The organism is Shewanella sp. SM71 (assembly GCF_025653905.1).
Lineage (GTDB): Bacteria > Pseudomonadota > Gammaproteobacteria > Enterobacterales > Shewanellaceae > Shewanella > Shewanella oncorhynchi.
On the sequence record NZ_JAKKRW010000006.1, the window covers coordinates 49,106 to 73,106 of the forward strand.

Here is a 24,001-nt window from a genome sequence, read left to right on the forward strand (position 1 = left end):
ATGTAAAACATGGCTAGCCCATGTTCTACCACTTCAGCACCGAACAATTTTACTGCATCTACATGCTGTTAAAAGGATTTTCTGCAGACTCCACTTTGACAAACCGCTCACTTTCTGGAAAAGTGATGTAACACAATTGTTTCATGGCATCCTCGGATAATAAGAACAAACACTATGCCTAAAGCACTCTTGAGAATTTTCTTTCTTCTAGCTATTTTCCTATCGACCGCAGAAGCGCAACAATTACCAATCGCTTTAAAAACTGAGTCTTATGGCGTCCCAGAAGGCCTATCCCAGAGTACAGTTACATCGGTCATTGAAGATAATGATGGTTACATCTGGATTGGTACTTTGAACGGATTAAATCGATTCGACGGTGAAGAATTTAAGCATTTTTTTGCACATGATCACTCTGGTCTATCTAGTTCATTTATTCAAAGCCTATTATTTGACAATAAAACAATGTTAGTTGGAACTGACAATGGTTTAAATGTTTACGACTCAGCACTTGAATCCTTCAAAAAACAGGAACAAATAAATGAAGCCATATGGTCTATAAATGACAATGGTGAAATTTATACTATAGGTACTAAAAACAAGATCATTGATATTAGAAAAGATAATTTAGAAATAATAAAAACATATCAAGATGAAAGCTTTAGCTTCATAAAAAAAGCAATTAAGACTAATAACGGCTACATTGTAAGAAATCATGATGGTAAAATTATTCATTATCACGAAGATTCAACAACTACTATTTTATCCCTACAATCTGTAGACATAGTAAAAGGCAAAAGTGGAGTTTATATTTTAACATCAGATGGTATTTATAAAAAAATATCAGAAGACATACCGAACTCTCTTGCTGGTGAGTATACAGGTTTAGCCGTGATTGATGGTCAAGTAATACAAACAAACCTTGAATCATCAGAGGTAACATCAAAAGGTTATGTATTAGAAAAGAAAGAAATCACCAATCAAGTTCAAGCCTATAGGACGAATAACTATACAATAATTCCTTCATTAAATATGGGGTTTATTCTAATAAGAGATAGTAGCAACATTGTAAAATCATTAATAAACCCCGCAGGAAACATTTGGTCGATAAACATTTTAGATGAAACAAAAATAGTAACATCCGACGACACCAATGAAATTGAAATATACGATTCAAACTTTAATCTTATTCGAAAAGTTGACACTGGAATGACTGGCCCTAAATATGTTTCAAAACATAAAAATTCCTTGATTGTCGGAGGGAGAAATGGTTTATACATATTGGGAAATACTAATAGCGAAAAACTGCTGAATGATAATATCGTTGCGTTATATAAGAATCCATCTAATGAAAAAATAGTCGTTGGAAACGATAACTCAACTATATATAAAATAGACCTAAACACAAATGAAAAAATTCAAACCACTCAACTAAAAAATGAGAACCCATTATTTCAAATATTATCTACGGTAGACAATAGTATACTTATTGCTACCCAAGGTGGATTAATAAAAATAAAACCTAGCGGCGAAGAAATAACACTATTCAACAAAGACTTCGTTTACTGTGTTGCAGAAACACCTGAATCTTATATATTTGGAACAAGAACATCCATATACTCTATTAATAAAATAGATTACAAAACCAATGAAATCTACAACACAAATAAACCTTTTTACTCCATCGCGACAGATTCCGAAGGTGAATTCGTTGCATCCTCAATCAACGAACTGATATTAAGTGATAATGGTGCAATATACCGAATCCCCACAAACTATGGTAGCCAAGAGGAATATAACACCCAAAGCGGAATATATTGGCAACAAAATTTTTTATTTGGTGGAATATCGGGGATAAGTCTAATTAGCAAAAGTGAAATTAAATCCCAAATAACAAAACACAAAATAAAAACTAACATAAATGAACTCCTCGTGTTCAATAAAGAAGTTAAAATAAAAAGTGATTTTTTAGAAAAAAGCATTTCTAAATCAGATGTTGTAAAATTGAAATACTCTGACTATCCATTTACATTAAGATTTAATTCCCCTCATTCAAGCCAAAAAAATATTGAATACTTTTATAACCTTAATGGATTATCAGACTCATGGATTACAGCCAAAGGAACAAACTCGGCAACTTATACAAACCTTTCTCCAGGTAATTATATGTTCAATGTTTATGCCGAAAATCCAATATCAAGAGATAAAGGTCCTATAAAATCTCTCAGTATCTATATATCCCCTCCGTGGTGGCTATCCTATTGGGCAAAATCAATTTACTTCATAACTACATTGCTAATAACTTTTTTTATTATTAAAGCAGTGTTACGGAAAAGGGAAGTGCAACGCCAAATAGCGCTCAGCGAAGAAAGATTAAAACTTTCCCTTTGGGGAAGTGGTGATGAAATGTGGGACTGGGACATAGAAACTGGCAATATTTTTCGCTCAAATATTTGGGGAGCACTTGAATTTCCCCGTGATGGACATCGTTCAGGTAAATCGGATGAAGAAAGTAATATACATCCTATGGATCAAGAACGTGTCCGTGAAGCGCTCAATAAGCATTTTTATGGTGAAACAGATCATTTTGAAGCCGCATATAGGGTAAAAGGCAAAGACGACAATTGGGTATGGATTTTAGACCGCGCCAAGATTGTAGAGCGGGATGACAAAGATAATGCCCTGCGAATGACTGGAACGATTAAAAATATTAGTCAATTTAAACAAAAAGAAGAGCAGCTAAAACTCTTTGAAAAAGCGATTGAAAATATTTCGGAAGGCATGTTTATCCTCGACAACGAATACCGTTTTGTCGAAGTCAACGAAGCTTGTTGTAAAATTTCATTACGTAACAGAACTGATTTTATTGGCAACTTACTCACATTTGATTTATATCCAGAAATCTTCTCCACCCAAATCAGAACCATGTTGAAACAGCAAGGTCGCTGGGCAAATGAAGTCGAAGCTGCCAGAGGAGATAACAGTCACTTCCATATGGAGCTCACTATCGATGCTATCTATGATGAGCTAGGCGAATTGTCACATTATGTTGGTGTTTTTTCTGATATATCAAGACGTAAGCAGCAAGAAGAAGAGCTTAGAAAATTAACCAATAACGATCTCTTAACTGGACTGCCAAATCGCTCCAACTTACAAGTGACCTTAAGTAACCTAGTTAATCGAGAAATAGCTCATGCGCTTATGGTACTTGATCTTGATAATTTTAAACGTATTAATGACTCCTTAGGCCATCAAATTGGGGATGCATTATTAAAGCTCGTTGCTACCCGAATTAAGTCCTTACTTCCTAAAAATACTAGCATTTATCGTCTAGGCGGAGATGAATTCGCCATTGTATTAGATAAAGACTCAGATATAAGCGCCAGTGCTGCGATTGCTAACCGTATTATTGAGGGATTAAAACCTGCATTTGACGTTAGCAATGAACAGCTAGTCCTAGGATTAAGTATTGGCATAGTGCTATTCCCAGAAGATGAGCAAAGTGAGCAAGCATTACTGAGGAAGGCTGACATTGCTATGTACCATGCTAAGTCTGCGGGAGGTAATTGCTACCAGTTTTATTCTGAGTCCTTGAACCAACATGCAATTAGGCAATTAGAAATAGAAAATCTTATCCGTGAAGGCTTAAAAGATGATCTATTTGAAGTTTATTATCAACCTAAGGTTGATCTTAAAAGCGGTAAAATTGCAGGTATGGAGGCTTTAGTCAGATTAAATCATCCAATACATGGTTTAATTCCCCCCAATGACTTTATTCCACTTGCTGAAGAAAACGGTTTGATTGTTGAAATTGGTGAAATTGTCTTACGCAAGGCCTGTTTCGCAGCGCAAAAATGGCGTGAACAAGGCATATTCAGCGGCAGAGTCGCCGTCAATTTATCGTCACGTCAATTTGCTCTGCCCGATATTCAACAACGAATAGAGTCAATTTTAAGACTCACCAAACTCCCCGCATGTCATCTTGAATTAGAAATAACGGAGGGCACCGTCATTAAACAGCCTGAAACAGCAATTATTGTCATGCAGCAATTGGCTAAAATGGGCGTCAGTTTAGCACTCGATGATTTCGGCACAGGGTACTCGTCCCTTTCATACTTAAAACGCTTTCCTATTCATACTTTAAAAATTGACAAAGCCTTTGTTGACGATATAGATAAATCTGATCGCGATCTCAAAATGGTCGATTCTATTATCACCATCGCCCATAACATGGGGCTTTCTGTTGTGGGTGAAGGCGTAGAACAAGCAGCACAGTTGAACATTTTACGGGCACTCAACTGTGAAGAAATTCAAGGCTACATCTTCAGTAAAGCGATAAAGGAATCTGATTTTACCTTATTATTGCAAGAAGATATGACCAAGCAGAAGGAAAGAAAAACATAAAGACATCATTTCAACAACTGTCACAGGTGTAATTTTAAACATTGGCACAACAACTGCAATAATTTGTTCAGTGTCAAAAAATTATTATATTAACTTACCCTGAGAGAGAATTTAGAATGATTAAAGGAATATTCACTGTTATTGCATTAACATCGTCATTTGTTGCTGTAAGCACTTTTACGACACCAAACAACATCGATACATTTTCAGCAGCACCTAATGTCCGCTTTAAATCTGTTGAACTAGCAGCAGCACCTAATGTCCGCTTTAAATCTGTTGAACTAGCTGCAGCGCCTAATGTCCGCTTTAAACCTCTTGAGCTGGCTGCAGCGCCTAATGTCCGCTTTAAACCTCTTGAGCTAGCTGCAGCGCCTAATGTCCGCTTTAAACCTCTTGAGCTAGCTGCAGCGCCTAACGTCCGCTTTAAATCTTTGGATGTAGCTGCAGCACCAAATGTCCGCTTTAAATCTTTAGAAGTGGCTGCAGCGCCAAATGTTCGTTTTACCGAAACAACTTTTGCTTAATAAAAATTTTATTAAGGAGCTAACATGCTAAATTCAATCAAAAAAGCACTCGGTTTATCCAAGCCAGCGCGTAAAAAAGTTAAGTTGCCTGAAGGCTTGAATCACCTTGAAGTGATTTCTGCAAAAGGTTGGTGGAACTAATTTAAGTTCTGTAGCCATGAGTCTAACTCATGTACAGTGATAGTTAATTAAGCTAGCGCGGCTTAGAAACAATAAAGGGAGCATTGGCTCCCTTTAGTTTTAAGTGAATATAAAAAGTACTAATAGCCATATAGCCATATAGCCATATAGCCATATAGCCATGTAAATTACATAACAGATTGATAAATTAGCTATTTAATATCCCTTCCTCACTACAACGGATTTTCCTCAAAGCTAAATGGCGGTGTGTCGTAAAGAGCGGATAAGCCAGAGGCCCGAGGACAAAACCAAGCAGCACCCAATGCTTAACAGTAAGACCTGCGGTAAATGCAGCTAAGCCGAAGTACCAAGCCGAGATTAATGCGATAAAGATAACCAGCAAAATCACAAACCACCTCTTTAAAAACAACTAAATAAATCATAAAGGTAGAGAAATTAATTCCTCATCAAAATGCGAATGCTACTCGCGTAGTCTTGGTGATTGATGCACATGTTAAATACGTCATTTTAACGGCAGGATAAAAAGTTTTCCGCACTATGCATAAACGAGCAACACTCATTCATCGCTACGCTCTCAGTACAGAACACGTAACACCGAACTCTCGATAAAGGGCTCGGATTATACAAGATCCACATCCCCAATGTGAACATTTTTTAGGCAAAAGCATGCCTTGTGGCAATAAAAAAAGCGGCAATAACCTGCCGCTTTTTTGTCCAATTCTGATTAACTAAGACCTAGATTAACTATGACTTAGATTCACTGAGACTTAGAAAAAGTGCGCGTTTTCTTGCGCCATGGTTTTTAAGCGCTCACAAGGTTCGAATCTGTTACCGAATTGACTTTGATAACCTTCAAGGATCTTCACTAAGTTCGCGGCGCCTAAAGTGTCAATATAATGGAATGGGCCACCGAGGAATGGCGGGAAGCCAATACCGAAAATGGCACCAATATCGCCATCTCTTGGCGATGCGATAATACCATCATCTAAACAACGCACCGCTTCATTGAGCATTTGTACGACACAACGCTCAGCAACCGCTTTTACATCTTTATTGGTGCCAGGCTTAATACCTAACACGCCATAAACACTCTCATCGACGACTTTCGCTTTCTTGCTAGAGTCTTTTTGGCCGTATTGATAAAAGCCTTTGCCATTTTTGCGGCCTTTACGATCGTCACCTAAAAGCTTGTCGAATGCGGCTGGCGCTTTAAAACGTTCACCCAATTCTTTCTCAAGGATCGGTGAAATTTTTGCGCCCACGTCAATACCCACTTCGTCGAGCAAAGTAATCGGTCCCACAGGGAAGCCAAATTTCACTAAAGCTTTATCCAAATGCTCAACACTTTGGCCTTCGAGTAGTAATTGCGCGGCCTCATTCATATACAGAGCCAGAATACGGTTCACGTAGAAACCCGCACCATCCTGCACCACTATCGGTGTTTTACCTTGCTTACGGGCAAATGCGACAGTAGTCGCAATGGTTTCTGGCGACGTTTTAGCATGGGCAATCACTTCCACCAGCGGCATTTTTTCCACTGGCGAGAAATAATGCAGACCAATCACATTTTCAGGACGCGTTGCCGCTTCGGCGATTTGGCTAATAGGCAAAGATGAGGTGTTTGACGCAAAAATAGTGTGCTCACCACACTCACGCTCAATGTCTTTCACCATTTGATGCTTAAGCGCTAGGTCTTCAAATACCGCTTCCACAACGATGTCGGCATCTTTAACGCCTTTATATTCAGTCGTTGTGGTCATCAGTGCCATTAGGTTGTCACGGGCAGCAGGCGTCATATGACGGCGCTTAACCCCTTTATCCAACAGCTTGTAGGCATAAGCTAATGCATTGCTTAAACCTTTTTCGCTTATGTCTTTGACGCGAACGGGGATTTTGGCCTTGGTCGTCGTCACAGATGCGATACCGCCACCCATTAAACCGCCACCTAAGATCACCGCTTTTTTCACTTTACGCGGACTCGCGCCTTCTGCGCCAGTTTCTTTCTTCATTTCTGTGGTCGCGAAGAAAATACTGCGCAGCGCTTCAGATTCTTTCGATACCACTAATTCGGCAAAATGACTGGCTTCGACTTCGAGCCCTTTTTGCATGCCCTTAGCAATCCCTTGACGCACACAGTCAATGATCTTGGCTGGCGCAGGATAATTACCTTGGGTTTTCTTTTCGACCTGCTTAGTCGCTTGATCGAAAATAATGTTACGGCCGAAACTCGTGCCTTCAAGCACTTGATTAACGAGTGACTTTTTAACAGGCTTCGGAACTCGTTTACCCGCAAGCGCCATCTCAACTGCGGTTTGTAACAGAATCGTCTGCGGCACAACATCATTCACTAAGCCCATTTTCAAGGCTTGTTTAGGACGAATTTGTTTACCGGTTAGCATCATATCTAAGGCGGTGGTAATGCCGACTAAACGAGGCAAACGTTGAGTCCCGCCGCCGCCTGGCAATAAGCCAAGCTGGACTTCCGGAACGCCGAGCATAGTCTTGCCATCGTCGCTACATACCCTTTGATGACAAGCTAAGGCTAACTCTAAACCACCGCCTAAACAGGCACCATGGATTGCGGCAACCACAGGAATTTTTAAGGCTTCTAACTCATTAAAAACCACATGGCCTTGCAGGGATAAGGCTTTGGCATCGCCCGTCGTTTTACAGGCATCGAGCATAGAAATATCTGCACCCGCAACAAAAGAATCTTTTTTGCCTGAGATCAGCACTAAACCGCGAATGCTCGAATCACTTTTGATCTCAGCAAGAATCTCACTGATTTCAGGGCCAAACTGTGCTTTTAGGGTGTTCATGGTTTCGCCAGGAACATCCATAGTCAAAATGGCAATGCCGTCGTCGCGGCGGGTTAAATTAAAGGTCTTTTCCATGCCGATTACTCCACTTCCACTATCATAGCCACACCCAAACCACCGGCCGCACAGGCCGTCGTTAAGCCAGTTCCACCACCACGGCGCTTAAGCTCACGACACACTTGGGTGATTAAACGGGTTCCCGTTGCCGCAAAAGGATGACCATAAGCGAGCGAGCCACCGAGCACGTTAAACTTGCTCATGTCGATTTCGCCAATCGCGCGGTTGCGGCCGAGTTTTTCTTCGGCAAATTTTTTCGAAGCAAACATCTGCATGTTCGCTAATGTCTGCGCCGCAAAGGCTTCGTGCATTTCAATCAGGGTAAGATCTTCTAATTCCATTCCGGCACGTTTTAACGCCAGTGGCGTCGCGTAGGATGGCCCCATCAGCATATCTTGCCACACATCAATGGCGCTAAAGGCATAGCTCTTAATGTAGCCAATCGGTTGATAACCTAAGGCTTTAGCTCGACCTTCACTCATCAGGATAATCGCTGAGGCACCGTCAGTCAGTGGCGTACTGTTGGCCGCCGTCACAGTTCCATGCTGTTTGTCGAAAGCAGGGCGCAACTTAGCGTATGACTCCAGTACCGAGTTTTCGCGGATATTGTTATCGCGATCGATAAACTGTTTATACGGCGGCACATGGGCAACCATCACTTCGTCACGAAGATAGCCCGAAGCCCAAGTTTCACTCGCTAAGGTGTGCGAGCGGTGCGCTAAAGCATCTTGATCGGCGCGGCTAATATTATAGGTTTTTGCCATCTGCTCAGCGGTTTGTCCCATGGACAAGCCCGTTGAGTACTCGGCGACCGCAGGCGGCACAGGTAATAAATCTTTAATGCCTAAACGACGGAAAATTTGTAATTTTTGCCCAAACGTTCGAGCTTTATTCAAATCGACTAACGCATGGGCTAATTTTTTCGACACTCCGATTGGCAATACAGAGGAAGAGTCGGCGCCGCCCGCAATACCGATGTCAATATTGCCCGTCATGATAGATTCGGCCACGTTGACAGTAGATTGAAAGCTAGTTGCACAGGCGCGAGTGACACTATAGGCATCGGTCGACACATTCATGCCAGTACCGAGTACGATTTCACGGGCGATGTTTGGCGCCGCAGGCATTTGCACCACTTGTCCATACACTAATTGCTCAATCAGCTTAGGATCGAGTTCAGAGCGCGCCAATAATTCATTGACCACCATTTTACCCATATCGAGCGCCGATACACCGTGGAATGCCGTGGCTTGCTTTGCAAAGGGCGTTCTTAAACCCGCTACAATGGCGATACGTTCACCCTTGGCGTTCGTAACCTGTTGTCTATCACTCATTTGTCACCCTCTTTATGTGCGCAATCGCTGAGAGATTTCAGGCGGCGCTAGCTATTTCCGTGTTTGACCCATTGTTTTACGGCGAAAAACGCCCAATAACAGGTCTGACCATTAAAGTGTGATCTGATTCTAACTTCTTGTCAGCAAGTTTTAAACACCTGTTTGTTTTTTTAACACTAGCCAAACCCTAAGGGAATTCTTTACCATAGCTGTTGTCTATAGCCCACACACGTATTTTCAACATAATAAAACGAGTAGCATCATGCCTTTGAGTCGCTTCCACGCATTACGCACTTACCTAAATAAGGTTGTTTTAGGGCAGCCAGTATTGACCGAAAATCTGCTCATTGCCTTAATTGCCAATGGCCACTTATTAGTTGAAGGACCTCCGGGACTGGCAAAGACCCGTGCAGTGAAAGCCTTATGTGACGGGGTTGAGGGCGATTTTCACCGCATTCAATTTACCCCAGATCTGCTGCCCGCCGACTTAACTGGCACAGATATCTATCGCTCGCAAACTGGCACCTTCGAATTTGAAGCCGGACCGATTTTCCACAATTTAATCCTGGCGGACGAAATTAACCGCGCCCCAGCCAAAGTTCAGTCAGCCTTATTAGAAGCCATGGCCGAAGGTCAAGTCACAGTTGGTAAGCACAGCTATAAGCTACCGCCGCTGTTTTTAGTGATGGCCACCCAAAATCCATTAGAGAACGAAGGCACTTACCCGCTGCCAGAAGCACAGCTTGACCGTTTTCTGATGCACTTAAACCTTGATTACCCGAGCGGCGAGACTGAAATCGAAATTCTGCGTCAATCCCGCAAAGAAGCGCTCACCCACGAATTGCCAACCACTGAGCCGATTGCACAAGCAGATGTGTTTGCCGCCCGTGACGAAGCCATGGAAATCTATCTTGCCGAGCCGCTCGAAAAGTACATAGTCGAAATCGTGATGGCGACCCGTGAGCCTTTACGTTACAGCGAAGACTTAGCTAAGTGGCTTGAGTACGGCGTCAGCCCGCGCGCAACTATTTCATTAGAACGCTGCGCCCGCGCCCGTGCTTGGCTGCACGAGCGAGACTTTGTTTCACCAGAAGACATTCAAGCCGTCGCACCGAACGTGTTAAGACACAGATTGCTACTTAGCTACCAAGCACAGGCCGAAGGTGTCAGCCGCGATCACGTGATCAACCACATCTTAAGTCAAGTTGCAGTACCTTAACGGTGAAGATAAAGGTGAAATAAGATGAGTGACACAGCGCGACTCTCAGCCTCAGTCGATGGCTTGCCGCTTTTTGCCGATGGCTTGCATTTAACCGAGCAAGAGCTGCTGGCGTGCCAAAATATCGCCCGTGCTATGCCTGAGCGTTATAGCCGTGCCCGCGCTAATTTAGCGGGCCATCGCAGCAGCTTAATCAAAGGCCGCGGTATGGAGTTTGCCGAGGTGCGCCACTACCAACAGGGCGACGATGTGCGCACCATTGATTGGCGCGTTACCGCTCGTACAGGCACAACTCACACTAAGTTATTTGTCGAAGAACGTGAGCGCCCTATTTTATTGTTAATCGACTTGAGCCAAAGCCTCTATTTTGGTTCGAGTTTATTGCTGCAATCGGTGCAAGCAGGACACCTTGCGACCACCTTAGGTTGGAATGCGATTAACCATGGCGATCGGCTCGGCGCCTTGATCGCATGCGAGTCTGAGCATTTAGAGCTCAAACCCCGCAGCCGTCGTCAGGGCATATTGCAATTGATCTCAGGCCTGCGCCGTGTGCACGAAAATCAGCTCAATCATGTTGGCACTGGCCAGCGCGATCCTGACCATATCCTGCGTGCCTGTCAGCGATTACAACGTATCGCCAAACCCGGCTCCTTAGTTTGGATAGTGACAGATGGCAGCCATTTTAGTCCCCAATGTATCGCGCCTCTCACCGAGCTTAAGCGTCATTGCGATGTGGGTGCCTATCTTATTACCGATCCTCTGCGTCAAGGTACACTGCCGTTACCACACAACTTTAATTTGCCGGTACGGGATGGGAATGAGAACTTAGTGCTTACCCGCCACAGTTATCAGGCTTGGCTCGACATTCAGTTGCGTCAACAAAACAACTTTATCGCCATGATGCAGCAACTGCGCGTACGTACCCAGCTCATAGATGCGGGTGCTCCCCTAGCCCATCAATTGGAATTATTGCGTTAACTATGGATCCAGCAACAGTGAATTCAGAAATAGCAAATCCACAGGCAACAGTACCTATGCCTTCTACGGCGCCAAACCCAGCCCTTGCACAACTGCAGGATATTATTCATCCCGAACCGATCGGCGCTTGGCCTTGGGCAATCGGTTATTGGCTGGTTTTAGCTCTTGTGATTGCCCTCATCACACTCTTAGTTATCTGGCTAAGAAAACGCGCCCGTGACTTCGCACCGAAAAAAGCCGCTAAACAGTTACTCAATCAGCTCGATAGACAAGCGACTTCCTATGCCTCTGACGTCAACAGCCTATTAAAGCGCACCGCCATGAGTTACCTCAGCAGAGAAGCAATAGCCTCGTTAGATGGTGAAGCTTGGGCGGCTTGGTTAGACAGCTATTTACCCGCGCCAAAACGCCAACGTATTGGCGCCTTGTTGGCCAAACGCCATCAGGCTTCGCCATTGACCTTAGCTGAAGCCAATGATTTGCATCAACTGGCGCAGGCTTGGTTGGCATCGAAAGCAAAACTGAGTGCGCCTGAGCCGAATCTTGTTCAAGCTAAGGGCTACGTTCAAGCTAGTGGCGACGCTCAAGCTAAAAGCCAAGCGCCAATCCAGCCAGCTGACACCAAACAACCGGAGGCACAATGTTAACAATTGCATGGCCTTGGCTATTGATATTACTGCCTTTACCTTTGATTTTTTGGCGCCAACACACAGTACAAGTGGATGGTGGCCGGCTGCAATTACCCGGAATAAGCCAAACAGGTAAACAAAGCTTAGCGGCCAACACGCGCCAGAGTCGCAAACGCTACTGGCTGATGTGGTGCCTGTTAGTGCTCGCTATTGCTCGTCCTCAATGGCTTGGTGAACCTATCGAACTGCCAAGCCAAGGCCGCGATTTGATGATGGCGGTGGATTTATCCGGCAGTATGCAGATTGAAGACATGGTGGTGAATGGCAAAACCGTCGATCGTTTCACTTTAATTCAGCACGTCGTCAGTGACTTTATCGAGCGCCGCAAAGGTGATCGTATCGGCTTGATCCTCTTTGCCGATCACGCCTATTTACAGGCGCCGCTGACCCAAGACAGACGTTCAGTCGCGCAATTTTTAAAAGAAGCACAAATTGGCTTAGTCGGTAAGCAAACCGCCATAGGTGAAGCCATCGCGCTGGCGGTAAAACGCTTCGATAAAATGGACGAGAGTAATAGAGTGTTGATTTTATTGACCGACGGTTCTAACAACGCGGGCAATATCGAACCAGAGCAAGCAGCGCAAATTGCCGCTAATCGTAAAGTTACTATTTATACGGTTGGTGTGGGCGCAGATGTAATGGAGCGCCGTACACTCTTTGGCCGCGAGCGGGTTAATCCTTCGATGGATCTGGATGAAAACCAACTTAAGCATATCGCTGACGTCACCCACGGCCGTTATTTTCGCGCCCGTAACAGCCAAGAGCTAGACCAGATTTACCAAGAAATCGATAAACTCGAACCTGTGAGTCGCGATCAATTAAGCTATCGTCCGCAGGCAGATCTGTTCTACTGGCCGCTGGCACTGGCATTACTGACGAGTCTGTGGATTGCCTTAGGTCAATTGCCACTCTTTGCAGCGCGCCGCGTTAAACCCTCTGTCGCAACCACTTCACAGGGGAACATCAAATAATGAGCCTACATTTTATTCGTCCCGAATGGCTACTCGCACTAGTACCGCTAGCCTTAGCCTTGTTGAGTTTATGGCGGCAACACGAGAGCCACAGCGCGTGGAATCGTTATATTGCGCCGCACTTAGCCAAGATATTGGTCACCCAAGGCAATAAGAAATCCCGCCGTCCGTTGCATTTATTAGCCTTAACTTGGTTGATTGCGACCTTAGCACTCGCCGGACCTGCCGTTAATAAACAATCCTTACCTGTGTTTGCCGCCGAGCAAGGCCGCGTACTGGTGATGGACATGTCCGTATCTATGTTCGCCACCGATCTTGCGCCGAATCGGTTAACCCAAGCCAAATTTAGGGCAACGGATCTCCTGCGTAATCTTAAAGAAGGTGAAACAGGTTTAGTCGCCTTTGCCGGCGATGCCTTTACTATCAGCCCGTTAACGCGCGATACCGGCACGCTACTCAATTTACTGCCGACGTTAAGTCCTGAGATCATGCCCGTTCGTGGCTCAAACTTAGCGGCAGGCTTGACCCAAGCCAAAACGCTACTGGCTCAGGGTGGGCATATTCGCGGTGATATTATCCTGATGACAGATGGCATAACTGCTGCCCAGTTTGATGAGGCTAACTCGGCATTAAGTGGCACCCAATATCGCCTCGCCGTCGTCGCTTTTGGTACCAGCCAAGGCGCGCCAATTCGTCTATCCGATGGACAATTACAACGCGACAGCAGCAACGAAGTCGTTGTGGCCAGCACTGATTTCGCTCTGCTACAAAAACTGGCCGTGAATAACAAAGGCGTTCTGATCCAGAATCGCACCGACGGTAATGATCTCGCCCAATTACAGCAATGGTTAAGCGATGCTGGCGATGCGAAAGCCACAGATCTTGATGGTGAAACTTGGCAGGATCTCGGTCCTTACCTCGCCTTATTATTACTGCTACCCGCCCTTTTCAGCTTTAGACAAGGAATCGTGGCCAGTGTTGGATTTGTCACTCTTGCTGGCAGCTTACTGCTCGCGGCTGTGCCTCAACCAGCCCATGCCAGTGTGTGGGACAATGTGTGGAAAACCACAGATCAACAAGCGATGCAGGCCTATCAATCCCAAGATTACGCAAACGCCGCTAAGCAGTTTGAGTCGCCCCAATGGCGTGGCAGCGCCCAATACAAAGCCGGTGATTTTGCGCAAGCACTGAAAACCTTCGAGCAAGATAGCTCAGCCCAAGGCCTCTACAATCAAGGCAATGCGTTGATGCAACTCGGTAAACCCGATAAGGCCAAGGAGCGCTATCAAGCCGCGCTTGAGAAACAAGCTGATTTCCCTGCGGCGAAGGCCAACCTTGAACTTGCTGAAAAGTTATTGCAGGAACAGCAACAACAGCAAGGTAAAAACGAGCAACAGGATAAGAACCAAGATCAACAAGGTGATCAGCAGTCTGGCGACCAACAATCCGGTGACCAAAAATCGCAGGATAAACAGCAATCTGACCAAGATAGAGCTCAGAAAAATAAACAAGATCAAGCAGGGCAAGAGCCTCAGGATCAACAGGACAATGCCGACGCGGATCAAAGCCCTGAACAGCAAAAAACGGATGAGCAACAATCTGAGCAAGATAAGCAAAATGGCAATGCTCAGGATCAGCAGGATGAAGCCAAGCAGCAAAATGGCGAGCAGGATACGCAGGAAAATGAGCCGGTAGACAATTCACCTGTAGAAAATGAAGCTAAGATGCAAGCGCAGGCTAAAGCAGATGCTGAAGAGCAAAAGTCAGCTGAGCAAGAAAAGCAAAGCGTTGCCGCCAAAGAAGCTCCAGAGCAAAATGCGCAAGATAAGCAAGAGGCTGCTATGAGTGAATCGGTCGAGGCACCGCCAACCAATAGCGAGCCACTGCCCGCAGAAATGCAGCGAGCACTGAGGGGCGTGAGTGAAGACCCGCAAGTGTTACTGCGCAACAAGATGCAGTTGGAATATCAAAAACGCCGTCAAAATGGCCAAATATCAAAGGATAACGAACAGTGGTGACGAGACAATTTTTTATCCTGCTACTCCTTGCCATCGGAGTGGCTCATCCCGCCTTTGCACTTAGCAAAATTGAGGCCTCGGTCGATCGCAACCCAGTGATGGAGGGCGAATACTTTGTGCTCAACATCAGTGTCGATGACGAAGTCGATACCGGCAAGCTAGACACATCCGCACTACTGAAAGATTTTATTGTCGGCCGTACTAGCGTGAGCCGCAGCACGCAAATCATGAACTTCGATGCGGTCAAAGAAACCCGCTGGCAAGTACTGCTCGCGCCAAAACAACAAGGCCAGTTAACCATTCCAGCCTTTAGTATTGACGGCGTCAGCTCATCGCCTATTCCACTCAAAGTGGTCGAAACTGGTAGCCAGCCCGCGCAAATGAACAATCTGTTCATTGACGCCAAAGTCTCGACCGACGAAGCCTATGTTGGGCAGCTCATTACCTACAAGGTGAAGCTCTATCTGGCGGTGGAATTACAAAGGGGCGTATTGAGTGCACCAGTGATCGAAGGCGCACAGATCAAACAAATCGGTGAAGATAGGGATGGTTCAGAGATAGTCGATGGCCGACGTTACCGCGTGATTGAACGCACCTATGGCATCATTCCCGATTTGCCCGGCCAAGTGAATATCAAAGGTGCAACCTTTGCTGGCGATGTGCTGGTAGAGTCCCAACGCCGTGGCGGCATGTTTGGCTTTAATGAAAGCCGCCCAATGCAAGCAGGCGCGCCCTCACTGACAGTTCAAGTGAATCCCGCACCAACAAGTTTCCAAGGCCAATGGCTGGTTGCCGATTTAGTGGCGCTAAAAGAAAACTTCCCTGAGGATATTAAAAAGTTTACCGTCGGTAGCCCTATCACCCGCACTATTACGCTGTTGGCTTCCAATGCCGATGAAAATAGTCTGCCTGATATAGTGCAAACTCTGCCCGATGAGCTTAAATCATACCCAGAAAAACCCCAGCGGCAGACCTTTGTGCGCGATGCACAAATTGTTTCGCAGTACAGTATTACTTCGGCAATCGTTCCCAGCAAAGCAGGCACCTTTACCTTGCCCGAAATCAAAGTGCCTTGGTGGAATCCGCGCCTTAAACGTCAAGAAACTGCAACGCTGCCCGCACGTACCATAATCGTTGAAGGTGGTGCTGTCAGTGATACGCCAGCTCAACCAACATGGGAAACCAACTCCGCGGCCGATAAGGGCTGGTCTTGGCTAACCACTGTTTTTGCTGCGCTATGGCTGGTCACTCTAGTCGCTTGGATTATCACCTTAGTCGCTTGGCGCCGCGCCTTAAAAAATCAAACGGCCGCCCCAATTGCAGTAAACTCTTCAATCAGTTCAGCACAATCAGCGAATATTGCTGGGCTACAAGGATTGGAGCAAGCCTGCGCCAGTGGCGATGTGAGCCGCATTATGTTGCAGTTACAGCGCTACTTCAGCGAGTTACAGCAAGCGCCTATGACACTCGATAAAATTGCCGAGCAGTCTCCGCAACTCGCACAGGCGATACAGCAACTGCAAATCAAAGCCTACAGTGCGAAGGCCGATAAGAGCCACCATACTGACAGTGCTAATACGAGCAGTGCGAATTCTAACAATACAAATAGCCACTTAAGCGCCGAATGTACCGCCTTACTTAACGCGGTTAAGGCCTGTGAGCATAAACATTCAAACCCAAAATCAGCGCCATTAAGCCCACTGAATCCTAAATAAATGATGGGGTTAATGACAAAGAAGCGAGTGCTACCATGCTAAATATTCCGCCAAAAAGCCCAAAGATAAAAAATGTTTGCTAACTGGCGCAAGAAATCCGTCGAGCCCGCGGTCTCTTCTGACATGCTAAGCAAACAACGACGATACAACAGCCTAGTCAAGGCGCTACATGCAGACATTTTCCGCTACGCCTATTGGTTATGCGGCGATAAGCACGTGGCTGAAGACATTACCCAAGAAACCTTCTTGCGGGCGTGGCGCGCTTTGGATTCCCTCAAGGATGATAAAGCGGCGAAAGCTTGGCTGATCACGATTCTTAGGCGTGAAAATGCGCGGCGTTTCGAGCGTAAACAGTTCGATTATTCCGACGTTGAGCAAGATACATTGGAAGACAATATCTCCAATAGCAGTGAAGAGCAGACCGAGCAATATCTGATCCGTCGACAAATTGGCAAGCTGGATATCGAATACCGCGAACCACTCTTACTCCAGCTCATTGGTGGCTTTAGCGGCGATGAAATCGCCGAGCTGATGGAGCTCAATCGCAACACCGTAATGACGCGTTTATTTCGGGCGAGGAGCCAATTGAAAGAATTACTTGAGAAGAATGATGTGAGAGGTCAATCCAATGGATGAGCTTAAATTTAGACGTCAAGCTTATGAAGATCCTCATAATCAAGATGCTGACTTTCTGGCGCAGATCAATGCCAAGCCAGAAAACCAAGCCCTAATCAATGAGCTTAAAAACCTTGATACCAAACTGAGCAACGCATTGAAAGTGGATGTGGCTGAGGATCTCGCCGACAAACTCATTTTGCGTCAGCAGTTACAACAGCACCATAAACAGCGCCGGCAAACGTTTTTTTTAGTGGCCATGGCAGCCTCGGTCGCGTTTGTGGTAGGCATCAGCTTCAGCCTATTACGCTTAGGGCCTATTGATTTGGCTGAACATGCCTTGGCCCATGTCTACCATGAAGATATTGCCTTGCATGTCGATCAAAATGTCAATTTTAGTCAAGTCAATGCCCAGCTTGCGTCGATAAAAGACTTTGGCAATGCCAAATTTACCCAACAACCGGGCAAAGTGTATTACACCTCTTATTGCGATTTTCAAGGGGTAAAAAGCCTGCACTTAGTGCTTCAGGGCGAACAAAGTAAGGTGACACTCTTTATCGTGCCACTCGAGAAACGTATGGTGTTGGATAAAACCTTCGCCGACGGTAAATATCAAGGAATGGGCTTTGAAACGCCCGATGCATTTATTTTGCTCATAGGTGAGGATCAAGCTGACCTTAGCTATATAAAAGACGAAATCAAGAATATATTTATTTAAGCTATTGTTATAAATGATATTTAAAAATCAACCTCCGATATTTTCATGTTGTCGGAGGTTAGATTTCAATCACACTTACATCTGCTAATGGGCGCACGTTCAAACATCTGGTAGCATGCTTGCCACTTTTAATAATAAAAAGATGGGAAAAGGCAAGATGACGATTGAAACCCCGATTTTAATCACATTTGTTGGTTACTTAGTATTGATGATGGGCATAGGTTTTTGGGCTTACCGTGCTACCGATACTGTTGATGATTATATTTTAGGTGGCCGCAAAATGGGCCCCGCAGTGACCGCACTCAGCGTGGGTGCATCTGACATGTCAGGTTGGCTGTTACTGGGGCTACCCGGCGCAGTTTACTTAAGCGGCTTAGGTGCAGCCTGGATTGGCGTAGGATTAATTATTGGTGCTTGGCTAAACTGGTTATTTGTTGCCAAACGACTGCGCATTTATACCCAACTCGCCGATAACGCCCTCACTTTACCGGATTTTTTCGAGAAACGTTTCCACGATACCCAAGGCTATCTCAAACTCGTTTCCGCAATCACTATTCTGGTGTTTTTTACTTTCTATGCCTCCTCTGGCATGGTCGGTGGCGCGATTTTGTTTGAGAAAGTCTTTGGGCTTGATTACACCGCAGCCCTCGTGATTGGCTCGGCCATCATAGTCGGTTACACCTTTATTGGCGGTTTCTTTGCCGTGTGTTGGACTGACTTTTTCCAAGGCAGTTTAATGCTCATCGCCCTATTGATTGTCCCTTTCGCCGTTTTCGCTCACCCCGAAAGCCATGCAGGTATTGAAACGATTGATCCCGCAATGTTGGCATTGGTCAATGACAAAACCACTGCCATCGGCATGTTATCTTTGCTCGCATGGGGCCTAGGTTATTTTGGTCAGCCACATATTTTGTCGCGTTTTATGGCGATAGGCAGTGCCGATGCCCTGCCCTTGTCACGCCGTATTGCCATGAGCTGGATGGTGTTATCTCTCATTGGCGCGTTAGCCACAGGTATCGCAGGCTCGCTCTATTTCGCCAAAGAGCCATTAGCCAATTCTGAAACGGTATTTATCCATTTAGCTCAAGCGGCGTTTAACCCATGGATTGGTGGGCTATTAATCGCCGCTATTTTATCGGCAATCATGAGTACTATCGACTCACAACTCTTAGTCTGCTCAAGTGTCATCACCGAAGATTTCTACCGTAAATGGTTGCGCCCAAAAGCCGATGATCGCGAGCTAATGATGGTAGGTCGTTTAGGTGTACTCGCTATCGCTGTGATTGCAGGTGTGATAGCACTCAATCCTGAAAGTAGCGTACTCAGCCTAGTGAGTTATGCTTGGGCAGGCTTTGGTGCGGCCTTTGGTCCCGTAGTCTTGTTATCCTTGTTTTGGAAGCAATATAGCCGTAATGGCGCTATCGCCACTATTATTGTCGGTGCATTAACTGTGGTGATTTGGAAGCAACTCACTGGTGGCATTTTTGAAGTCTACGAAATCCTTCCTGGGTTTATATTCGCGACTATTGCGGGTATTTTAGTCAGTAAATTCTCTGCTCCAAGTGAAAAAGTAACGACAGAGTTCGAACAATTTAAGTCTGCACTCTAATCTAGATATGCTTCCATATGTTTAAAAGCGCACAAGTGTGCGCTTTTTACATTTTGTATCCTTTTAAATACCCTACACACCATTACAAACCGTTAACTTCAATTGAAACCCATAGCAGCACCCAAAGCCCTTCATATCAAGCATCTGGCCAGACCATTCAAGCATACTAAAGTATCACTCTTGTTTTAAAGACTTTTAATTAACTGAAAATTAACATATTTCACTTCTGGTCGGACTTGTTGAGGGTACATTGAATCCATAAGATGCCGGAGACTAATAAATGGATTTAAATACTTTCGGCGGACTAGGACCGAATAAAAATCCAATACTTATAAAAAATAGAGAGAATAATAATGAAAACATTCAACAAGACACTCATTGCCGTTTCTGTCGCATTAGCAAGCACACAAACCTTAGCTTCAGGTTTTCAACTAAACAGCCAATCAGCAACTGGTATGGGCCGTGCATTTGCGGGTGATGCGGTTATTGCCGATAACGCTTCTGTGTTATCACGTAACCCTGCTGCTATGGCATTATTCGATAAAGATGCGATCTCCTTCGGCTTAACTTATGCCGATATTACTGTTGATGTTAAAGACGTTAACTTTAAGGCCGGTGGCGTAGACTTAGGCAGCATCGATGACGCGGGTAGCTCTAAAATTATCCCTAATATTTTCTACATCCACCCAATCGACGATAAGTTCGCCGTAGGTTTTGCCGCTTTCTCTAACTTTGGTACCGGTACCGATGCCAGCTCACTTTCAAAGAGTTTACCAGCAGGCTCACAAGCACCTTATGATCTGCTTGGCGAAACAGAAGTAACAACTGTTAACTTTAACACCAGCCTTTCATACCGTATTAATGACATGTTCAGTATCGGTGCTGGTATTGATGCCATTTACGGTGAAGGCCGTTTAACCCGTAACATGGGCGCGACACCTCTGGTTGACGTCGACGCTGACGGTTGGGCGTTTGGTGGTATTGTGGGTGCCACAATTGAGTTAGATAAAGACAATCGTTTCGGTATCAGCTACCGTTTCAGCCCAACAGTGAATGTTAAAGGTGATGTTAATACCATTACATCAACCAATATACCAAATGTTGGACAAGTGGCTGTTGCCACCAGTTTTGATAGTTTAGATGTACCGCTAGCGGATATCTTCCAAGTTGCAGGTTTTCATCAAATCACCCCTAAGTTTGCTCTGCACTATACAGCGCAGCACACCCAATGGGGTAATTTTGAACAAATCACAGCTAAAGATGGTGTTGCAACCATTCCAGCTGTTGGAGTGACTCAAGCCGTAGGTGATGTTGCGCTGAAAGAATACCAATGGAAAGATTCATGGTTATTCAGCCTAGGTGGTACTTACACAATCAACGAACAATTCACCGTTCGTGCAGGTTATATGCATGACCAAGGCGTTGTGGACGAAATCAGCTCTATTTCATTCCCAGACTCTGACCGTAACTGGTACACAGCGGGTATGAGCTACCATATCAACCTACAAAACACGGTTGACTTTGGTATCGCTTATATTAAAGGTGAAGAAGTTCACCTGATCGAAAACAGCGCAATCGCAGGCCCTGTTAATGCTATTACTGAATCAAGTGGTATGTACTACTCAGTTCAATACAGCTACCAGTTCTAAGATAAATTCCTAACACCAAAAGCCGCATTTTTTGCGGCTTTTTTGTATCTTAAGCATTTATTGCCTAAAGTTAATTCATACTCCTGTAAACGCAGCTACGGCTATGGCTAAAGTCATTGGACTCGGTGGAATTTTCTTTAAAAGTGCGGATCCTGTTACCTTGGCAACTTGGTATAAAACCCATCTTCAAGTCCCCATTGAAGACTGGGGCGGCGCCGCATTTTATCACACAGATAAATCAACTCTTGGCTACCATGTTTGGACCCCTTTCGCCCATAGCACGGACTATTTCGCCCCCTCAGATAAAGGGTTTATGTTCAACTTTGTCGTTGACGATCTAGAGCAAGCCCTCGTACAAGTAGAGCAAGGTGGCGGTCAACCGATTGGTGGTATTGAAAATTCAGAATTTGGCCGCTTTGGCTGGTTTATTGACCCTGATGGCAATAAGGTCGAATTATGGCAGCCAAGCGCCATCCCTCCTGAAAAATAAATGCTTTAAACAGATATTTCCAAACTCATCTCTCAACATAATCTCCCCTGCCTTAAGCGGCATCTATTCCGAATAAACCCAGTGCATGACTGAGGTTTATTCGGTATCGTAGACTGAGTTCATCTAATCAAGAGATTCTTTTTATGGAAAAAAGTAACATCCTTCCTGCCCTGCTGTTAGGTGGTTTCCTTTGCGCGGGGCTTGTTTATGTAGGACAGACAGCAAGCTCAGCACTATTGCAAATGAAAGCCATGGAACGCACTGTCACGGTAAAGGGCTTAGCGGAAAAAGAAGTCAAAGCCAATGTGGCAATTTGGCCAATCAATTTCACTGAGGTCGATAACAATCTGCCTAAACTCTATGAGACGGTTCAGCAAAAAACCGATCGTGTTGTGGCGTTTTTAAAGGAACAAGACTTTAGCGACAGCGAAATTACTGTCTCTTTGCCCTCAATAGAAGATCGCCAAGCCCAAGGTTATGTCGATCCCAACGTCAGATACCGTTACTCAGCAAAAGTGAACCTATCGGTTTATACCCCACAGATTGATCTCATGCTGAACACCCGTAAGCAAATGATTAACTTAGTAAAAGAAGGCATAGCGATTGCCAGCCAAGATTATGATAATCGCACTGAGTTTCTGTTTACCGATCTCAACTCAGTCAAACCTGTCATGGTGCAAGAAGCGACTCAAAATGCCCGCGAAGTGGCTGAAAAATTTGCTAAGGATTCGGATTCTCGCCTCGGAAAAATTAAAAGTGCGAGTCAAGGCCAGTTCACCATTTCAGACCGCGACAGCAGCACGCCTTACATTAAACAAATTCGCATCGTTTCCACACTAACCTATTATTTAAATGACTAAATTTTAGGCTTAATTTGAAGATCTGAAGCACGAGGAATAAGGCGCTATAGGCCTTATTCCTTATTCCTAAATTAGGTAAAAACACTACATTAAATTTTTCTAATAAATATTGATTGCCTATTGAAAACAACTCCATTAGAATTTTCTCATAAATTACATCTGGGGTGATATAAGTTATGACATCAATTTCTCGTGCTTTTTTCTTACTGCTGGCACTTTCCAGTACGCAAGCTCAGGCAGCCTCAGTCGAAACCATCGAAGTCTTAAATAAACCCTATCCGAATTGGGTCACCTTAGACGCCACCATTGAAGCAGTAAAAGCAGCGACGGTATCGGCGCAAACCTCTGGTCGTATTGTCAAACTCAACTACGATGTTAACGATGTCGTCCCCGAAGGAGCCGCCCTACTGGAAATTACCAGTAAAGAGCAAGGCGCTGAACTGGCAAGCTTTGAGGCTGATCTAGCCAAAGCGAAGGCTTTAAATGTCGAAGCTCAGGCACAATACAAACGTTATAAAGAGCTATTTCCCCAAGGCGCGATTTCTAAGGGCGCGATGGATGAAGCCACCGCCAATGCTAAAGCAACAGAACAAGCCGTCAGTGCAGCACAAGCCCGTGTCATCAAAGCCAACGAATCCTTAAAATACACTGTCGTTTCAGCGCCTTTTAGTGGCATAGTCACTGAGCGTTTTGTCGAACTTGGCGAAACCGTAAGCCCAGGACAAGCACTACTTTCAGGGTTTTCCGCGAGTCAAATGCGCGCCATTACTCAAGTGCCACAGCGTTACATTAACCAACTTAAAAATTCCCCCGAATTTCTCGTCCGTTTAAGTAATGGGCGCGAGTTCACCTCAACCGACCTCACGATTTTCAGTTTCGCCGATCCCGTCAGCCACAGTTATCAAGTGCGAATTAATCTGCCAGAAAATGAAGCCAATCTTCAACCCGGTACTTGGGCAAAAGCTTCCTTTAAAAATGGCGATCGGGAAAAAATCCAACTGCCCACCTCTGCACTGCTCACAATGAACGAACTGAGCAGTGTTTACCTTAAACAAGGCGAAGCCTTTGTACTGACCCAAGTCCGTGTCACTGAGCCCTTAGATGGCGAAGTAGAAGTGCTTGCGGGCCTTAAGTCGGGTGACAAGGTGGCCGTTGATGCCTACCAAGTGTTGCTCAGCAAGAAGCAATAAATTC

The 24,001-nt window shown here is 45.0% G+C and carries 18 protein-coding genes; 15 read left to right on the forward strand and 3 right to left on the reverse strand.

All coding sequences use genetic code 11. From position 1 onward, the window contains the following. The first annotated feature begins 174 nt into the window (after positions 1 to 174). Both L5L97_RS07435 and L5L97_RS07440 read left to right on the forward strand, forming a co-directional pair. Positions 175 to 4,401, forward strand: coding sequence for an EAL domain-containing protein (locus L5L97_RS07435; protein ID WP_263181557.1), 4,227 nt, complete (start codon positions 175 to 177; stop codon positions 4,399 to 4,401). Between the two features lie 116 nt (positions 4,402 to 4,517). Next, positions 4,518 to 4,925, forward strand: a complete 408-nt coding sequence (locus tag L5L97_RS07440; RefSeq protein WP_263181558.1) for a hypothetical protein — start codon at positions 4,518 to 4,520, stop codon at positions 4,923 to 4,925. A 328-nt stretch (positions 4,926 to 5,253) separates the two neighbouring features. On the opposite strand, the gene L5L97_RS07445 is transcribed toward L5L97_RS07440, so the two are convergent. From L5L97_RS07445 to fadI, 3 genes are all read right to left on the reverse strand, one after another. Continuing rightward, positions 5,254 to 5,454 (reverse strand): hypothetical protein, encoded by a 201-nt coding sequence (locus L5L97_RS07445; protein WP_263181559.1) that lies wholly within the window; start codon positions 5,452 to 5,454, stop codon positions 5,254 to 5,256. A 379-nt stretch (positions 5,455 to 5,833) separates the two neighbouring features. Next, positions 5,834 to 7,960 (reverse strand): fatty acid oxidation complex subunit alpha FadJ, encoded by a 2,127-nt coding sequence (gene fadJ / locus L5L97_RS07450; RefSeq protein ID WP_263181560.1) that lies wholly within the window; start codon positions 7,958 to 7,960, stop codon positions 5,834 to 5,836. Between the two features lie 5 nt (positions 7,961 to 7,965). Beyond that, a complete protein-coding gene (gene fadI, locus L5L97_RS07455) occupies positions 7,966 to 9,276 on the reverse strand; it encodes an acetyl-CoA C-acyltransferase FadI (RefSeq protein WP_263181561.1) in 1,311 nt (436 codons plus the stop codon). A gap of 262 nt (positions 9,277 to 9,538) precedes the next feature. Here fadI and L5L97_RS07460 point away from each other — a divergent pair, with 262 nt between their 5' ends. The 13 genes from L5L97_RS07460 (at position 9,539) to L5L97_RS07520 (ending at position 23,997) form a co-directional block, all read left to right on the forward strand. After that, positions 9,539 to 10,495, forward strand: coding sequence for an AAA family ATPase (locus L5L97_RS07460; protein ID WP_028761051.1), 957 nt, complete (start codon positions 9,539 to 9,541; stop codon positions 10,493 to 10,495). A 24-nt stretch (positions 10,496 to 10,519) separates the two neighbouring features. After that, entirely contained in the window at positions 10,520 to 11,473 is a 954-nt protein-coding gene (locus tag L5L97_RS07465) for a DUF58 domain-containing protein (protein WP_263181562.1), read from the forward strand. A 2-nt stretch (positions 11,474 to 11,475) separates the two neighbouring features. Continuing rightward, positions 11,476 to 12,120 (forward strand): DUF4381 domain-containing protein, encoded by a 645-nt coding sequence (locus tag L5L97_RS07470; protein ID WP_263181563.1) that lies wholly within the window; start codon positions 11,476 to 11,478, stop codon positions 12,118 to 12,120. Next, the gene (locus L5L97_RS07475; RefSeq protein WP_131525283.1) at positions 12,114 to 13,133 is read left to right on the forward strand and encodes a vWA domain-containing protein; all 1,020 of its coding nucleotides are present in this window, start codon (positions 12,114 to 12,116) and stop codon (positions 13,131 to 13,133) included. The genes L5L97_RS07470 and L5L97_RS07475 overlap by 7 nt, the downstream gene beginning before the upstream one ends. Then, positions 13,133 to 15,151: a VWA domain-containing protein gene (locus tag L5L97_RS07480; RefSeq protein WP_263181564.1), complete on the forward strand. Its 2,019-nt coding sequence runs from the start codon at positions 13,133 to 13,135 to the stop codon at positions 15,149 to 15,151. Before L5L97_RS07475 ends, L5L97_RS07480 begins: the two co-directional genes overlap by 1 nt. After that, the gene (locus L5L97_RS07485; RefSeq protein ID WP_263181565.1) at positions 15,145 to 16,866 is read left to right on the forward strand and encodes a BatD family protein; all 1,722 of its coding nucleotides are present in this window, start codon (positions 15,145 to 15,147) and stop codon (positions 16,864 to 16,866) included. Before L5L97_RS07480 ends, L5L97_RS07485 begins: the two co-directional genes overlap by 7 nt. 72 nt (positions 16,867 to 16,938) lie before the next feature. Next, complete coding sequence (locus L5L97_RS07490) at positions 16,939 to 17,502, forward strand: sigma-70 family RNA polymerase sigma factor (RefSeq protein ID WP_173244017.1); 564 nt, start codon at positions 16,939 to 16,941, stop codon at positions 17,500 to 17,502. Further along, positions 17,495 to 18,199: a DUF3379 domain-containing protein gene (locus L5L97_RS07495; protein ID WP_263181566.1), complete on the forward strand. Its 705-nt coding sequence runs from the start codon at positions 17,495 to 17,497 to the stop codon at positions 18,197 to 18,199. The genes L5L97_RS07490 and L5L97_RS07495 overlap by 8 nt, the downstream gene beginning before the upstream one ends. Before the next feature lie 157 nt (positions 18,200 to 18,356). Continuing rightward, entirely contained in the window at positions 18,357 to 19,808 is a 1,452-nt protein-coding gene (gene putP, locus L5L97_RS07500) for a sodium/proline symporter PutP (protein WP_105253092.1), read from the forward strand. A 353-nt stretch (positions 19,809 to 20,161) separates the two neighbouring features. Further along, positions 20,162 to 21,457, forward strand: a complete 1,296-nt coding sequence (locus L5L97_RS07505) for an OmpP1/FadL family transporter (RefSeq protein WP_263181567.1) — start codon at positions 20,162 to 20,164, stop codon at positions 21,455 to 21,457. Between the two features lie 103 nt (positions 21,458 to 21,560). Then, positions 21,561 to 21,947, forward strand: coding sequence for a VOC family protein (locus L5L97_RS07510; protein WP_263181568.1), 387 nt, complete (start codon positions 21,561 to 21,563; stop codon positions 21,945 to 21,947). 143 nt (positions 21,948 to 22,090) lie between these two features. After that, positions 22,091 to 22,807, forward strand: a complete 717-nt coding sequence (locus L5L97_RS07515) for an SIMPL domain-containing protein (protein ID WP_263181569.1) — start codon at positions 22,091 to 22,093, stop codon at positions 22,805 to 22,807. A gap of 176 nt (positions 22,808 to 22,983) precedes the next feature. Continuing rightward, positions 22,984 to 23,997 carry an efflux RND transporter periplasmic adaptor subunit gene (locus L5L97_RS07520; RefSeq protein WP_263181570.1) on the forward strand — a complete coding sequence of 338 codons (1,014 nt, stop codon included), beginning with the start codon at positions 22,984 to 22,986 and terminating at the stop codon, positions 23,995 to 23,997. The last annotated feature ends 4 nt before the right edge of the window (positions 23,998 to 24,001 follow it).

What these genes read in the sequence shown, in the direction of transcription:
- fadJ (WP_263181560.1), bottom strand. Translation starts at nt 7,960, where the DNA reads ATGGAAAAGACCTTTAATTTAACCCGCCGCGACGACGGCATTGCCATT.
- fadI (WP_263181561.1), bottom strand. Translation starts at nt 9,276, where the DNA reads ATGAGTGATAGACAACAGGTTACGAACGCCAAGGGTGAACGTATCGCC.
- L5L97_RS07510 (WP_263181568.1), top strand. Translation starts at nt 21,561, where the DNA reads ATGGCTAAAGTCATTGGACTCGGTGGAATTTTCTTTAAAAGTGCGGAT.
- L5L97_RS07515 (WP_263181569.1), top strand. Translation starts at nt 22,091, where the DNA reads ATGGAAAAAAGTAACATCCTTCCTGCCCTGCTGTTAGGTGGTTTCCTT.
- L5L97_RS07475 (WP_131525283.1), top strand. Translation starts at nt 12,114, where the DNA reads ATGTTAACAATTGCATGGCCTTGGCTATTGATATTACTGCCTTTACCT.
- L5L97_RS07490 (WP_173244017.1), top strand. Translation starts at nt 16,939, where the DNA reads ATGTTTGCTAACTGGCGCAAGAAATCCGTCGAGCCCGCGGTCTCTTCT.
- L5L97_RS07520 (WP_263181570.1), top strand. Translation starts at nt 22,984, where the DNA reads ATGACATCAATTTCTCGTGCTTTTTTCTTACTGCTGGCACTTTCCAGT.
- L5L97_RS07460 (WP_028761051.1), top strand. Translation starts at nt 9,539, where the DNA reads ATGCCTTTGAGTCGCTTCCACGCATTACGCACTTACCTAAATAAGGTT.
- L5L97_RS07505 (WP_263181567.1), top strand. Translation starts at nt 20,162, where the DNA reads ATGAAAACATTCAACAAGACACTCATTGCCGTTTCTGTCGCATTAGCA.
- L5L97_RS07435 (WP_263181557.1), top strand. Translation starts at nt 175, where the DNA reads ATGCCTAAAGCACTCTTGAGAATTTTCTTTCTTCTAGCTATTTTCCTA.
- L5L97_RS07465 (WP_263181562.1), top strand. Translation starts at nt 10,520, where the DNA reads ATGAGTGACACAGCGCGACTCTCAGCCTCAGTCGATGGCTTGCCGCTT.
- L5L97_RS07440 (WP_263181558.1), top strand. Translation starts at nt 4,518, where the DNA reads ATGATTAAAGGAATATTCACTGTTATTGCATTAACATCGTCATTTGTT.
- L5L97_RS07480 (WP_263181564.1), top strand. Translation starts at nt 13,133, where the DNA reads ATGAGCCTACATTTTATTCGTCCCGAATGGCTACTCGCACTAGTACCG.
- L5L97_RS07470 (WP_263181563.1), top strand. Translation starts at nt 11,476, where the DNA reads ATGGATCCAGCAACAGTGAATTCAGAAATAGCAAATCCACAGGCAACA.
- L5L97_RS07495 (WP_263181566.1), top strand. Translation starts at nt 17,495, where the DNA reads ATGGATGAGCTTAAATTTAGACGTCAAGCTTATGAAGATCCTCATAAT.
- putP (WP_105253092.1), top strand. Translation starts at nt 18,357, where the DNA reads ATGACGATTGAAACCCCGATTTTAATCACATTTGTTGGTTACTTAGTA.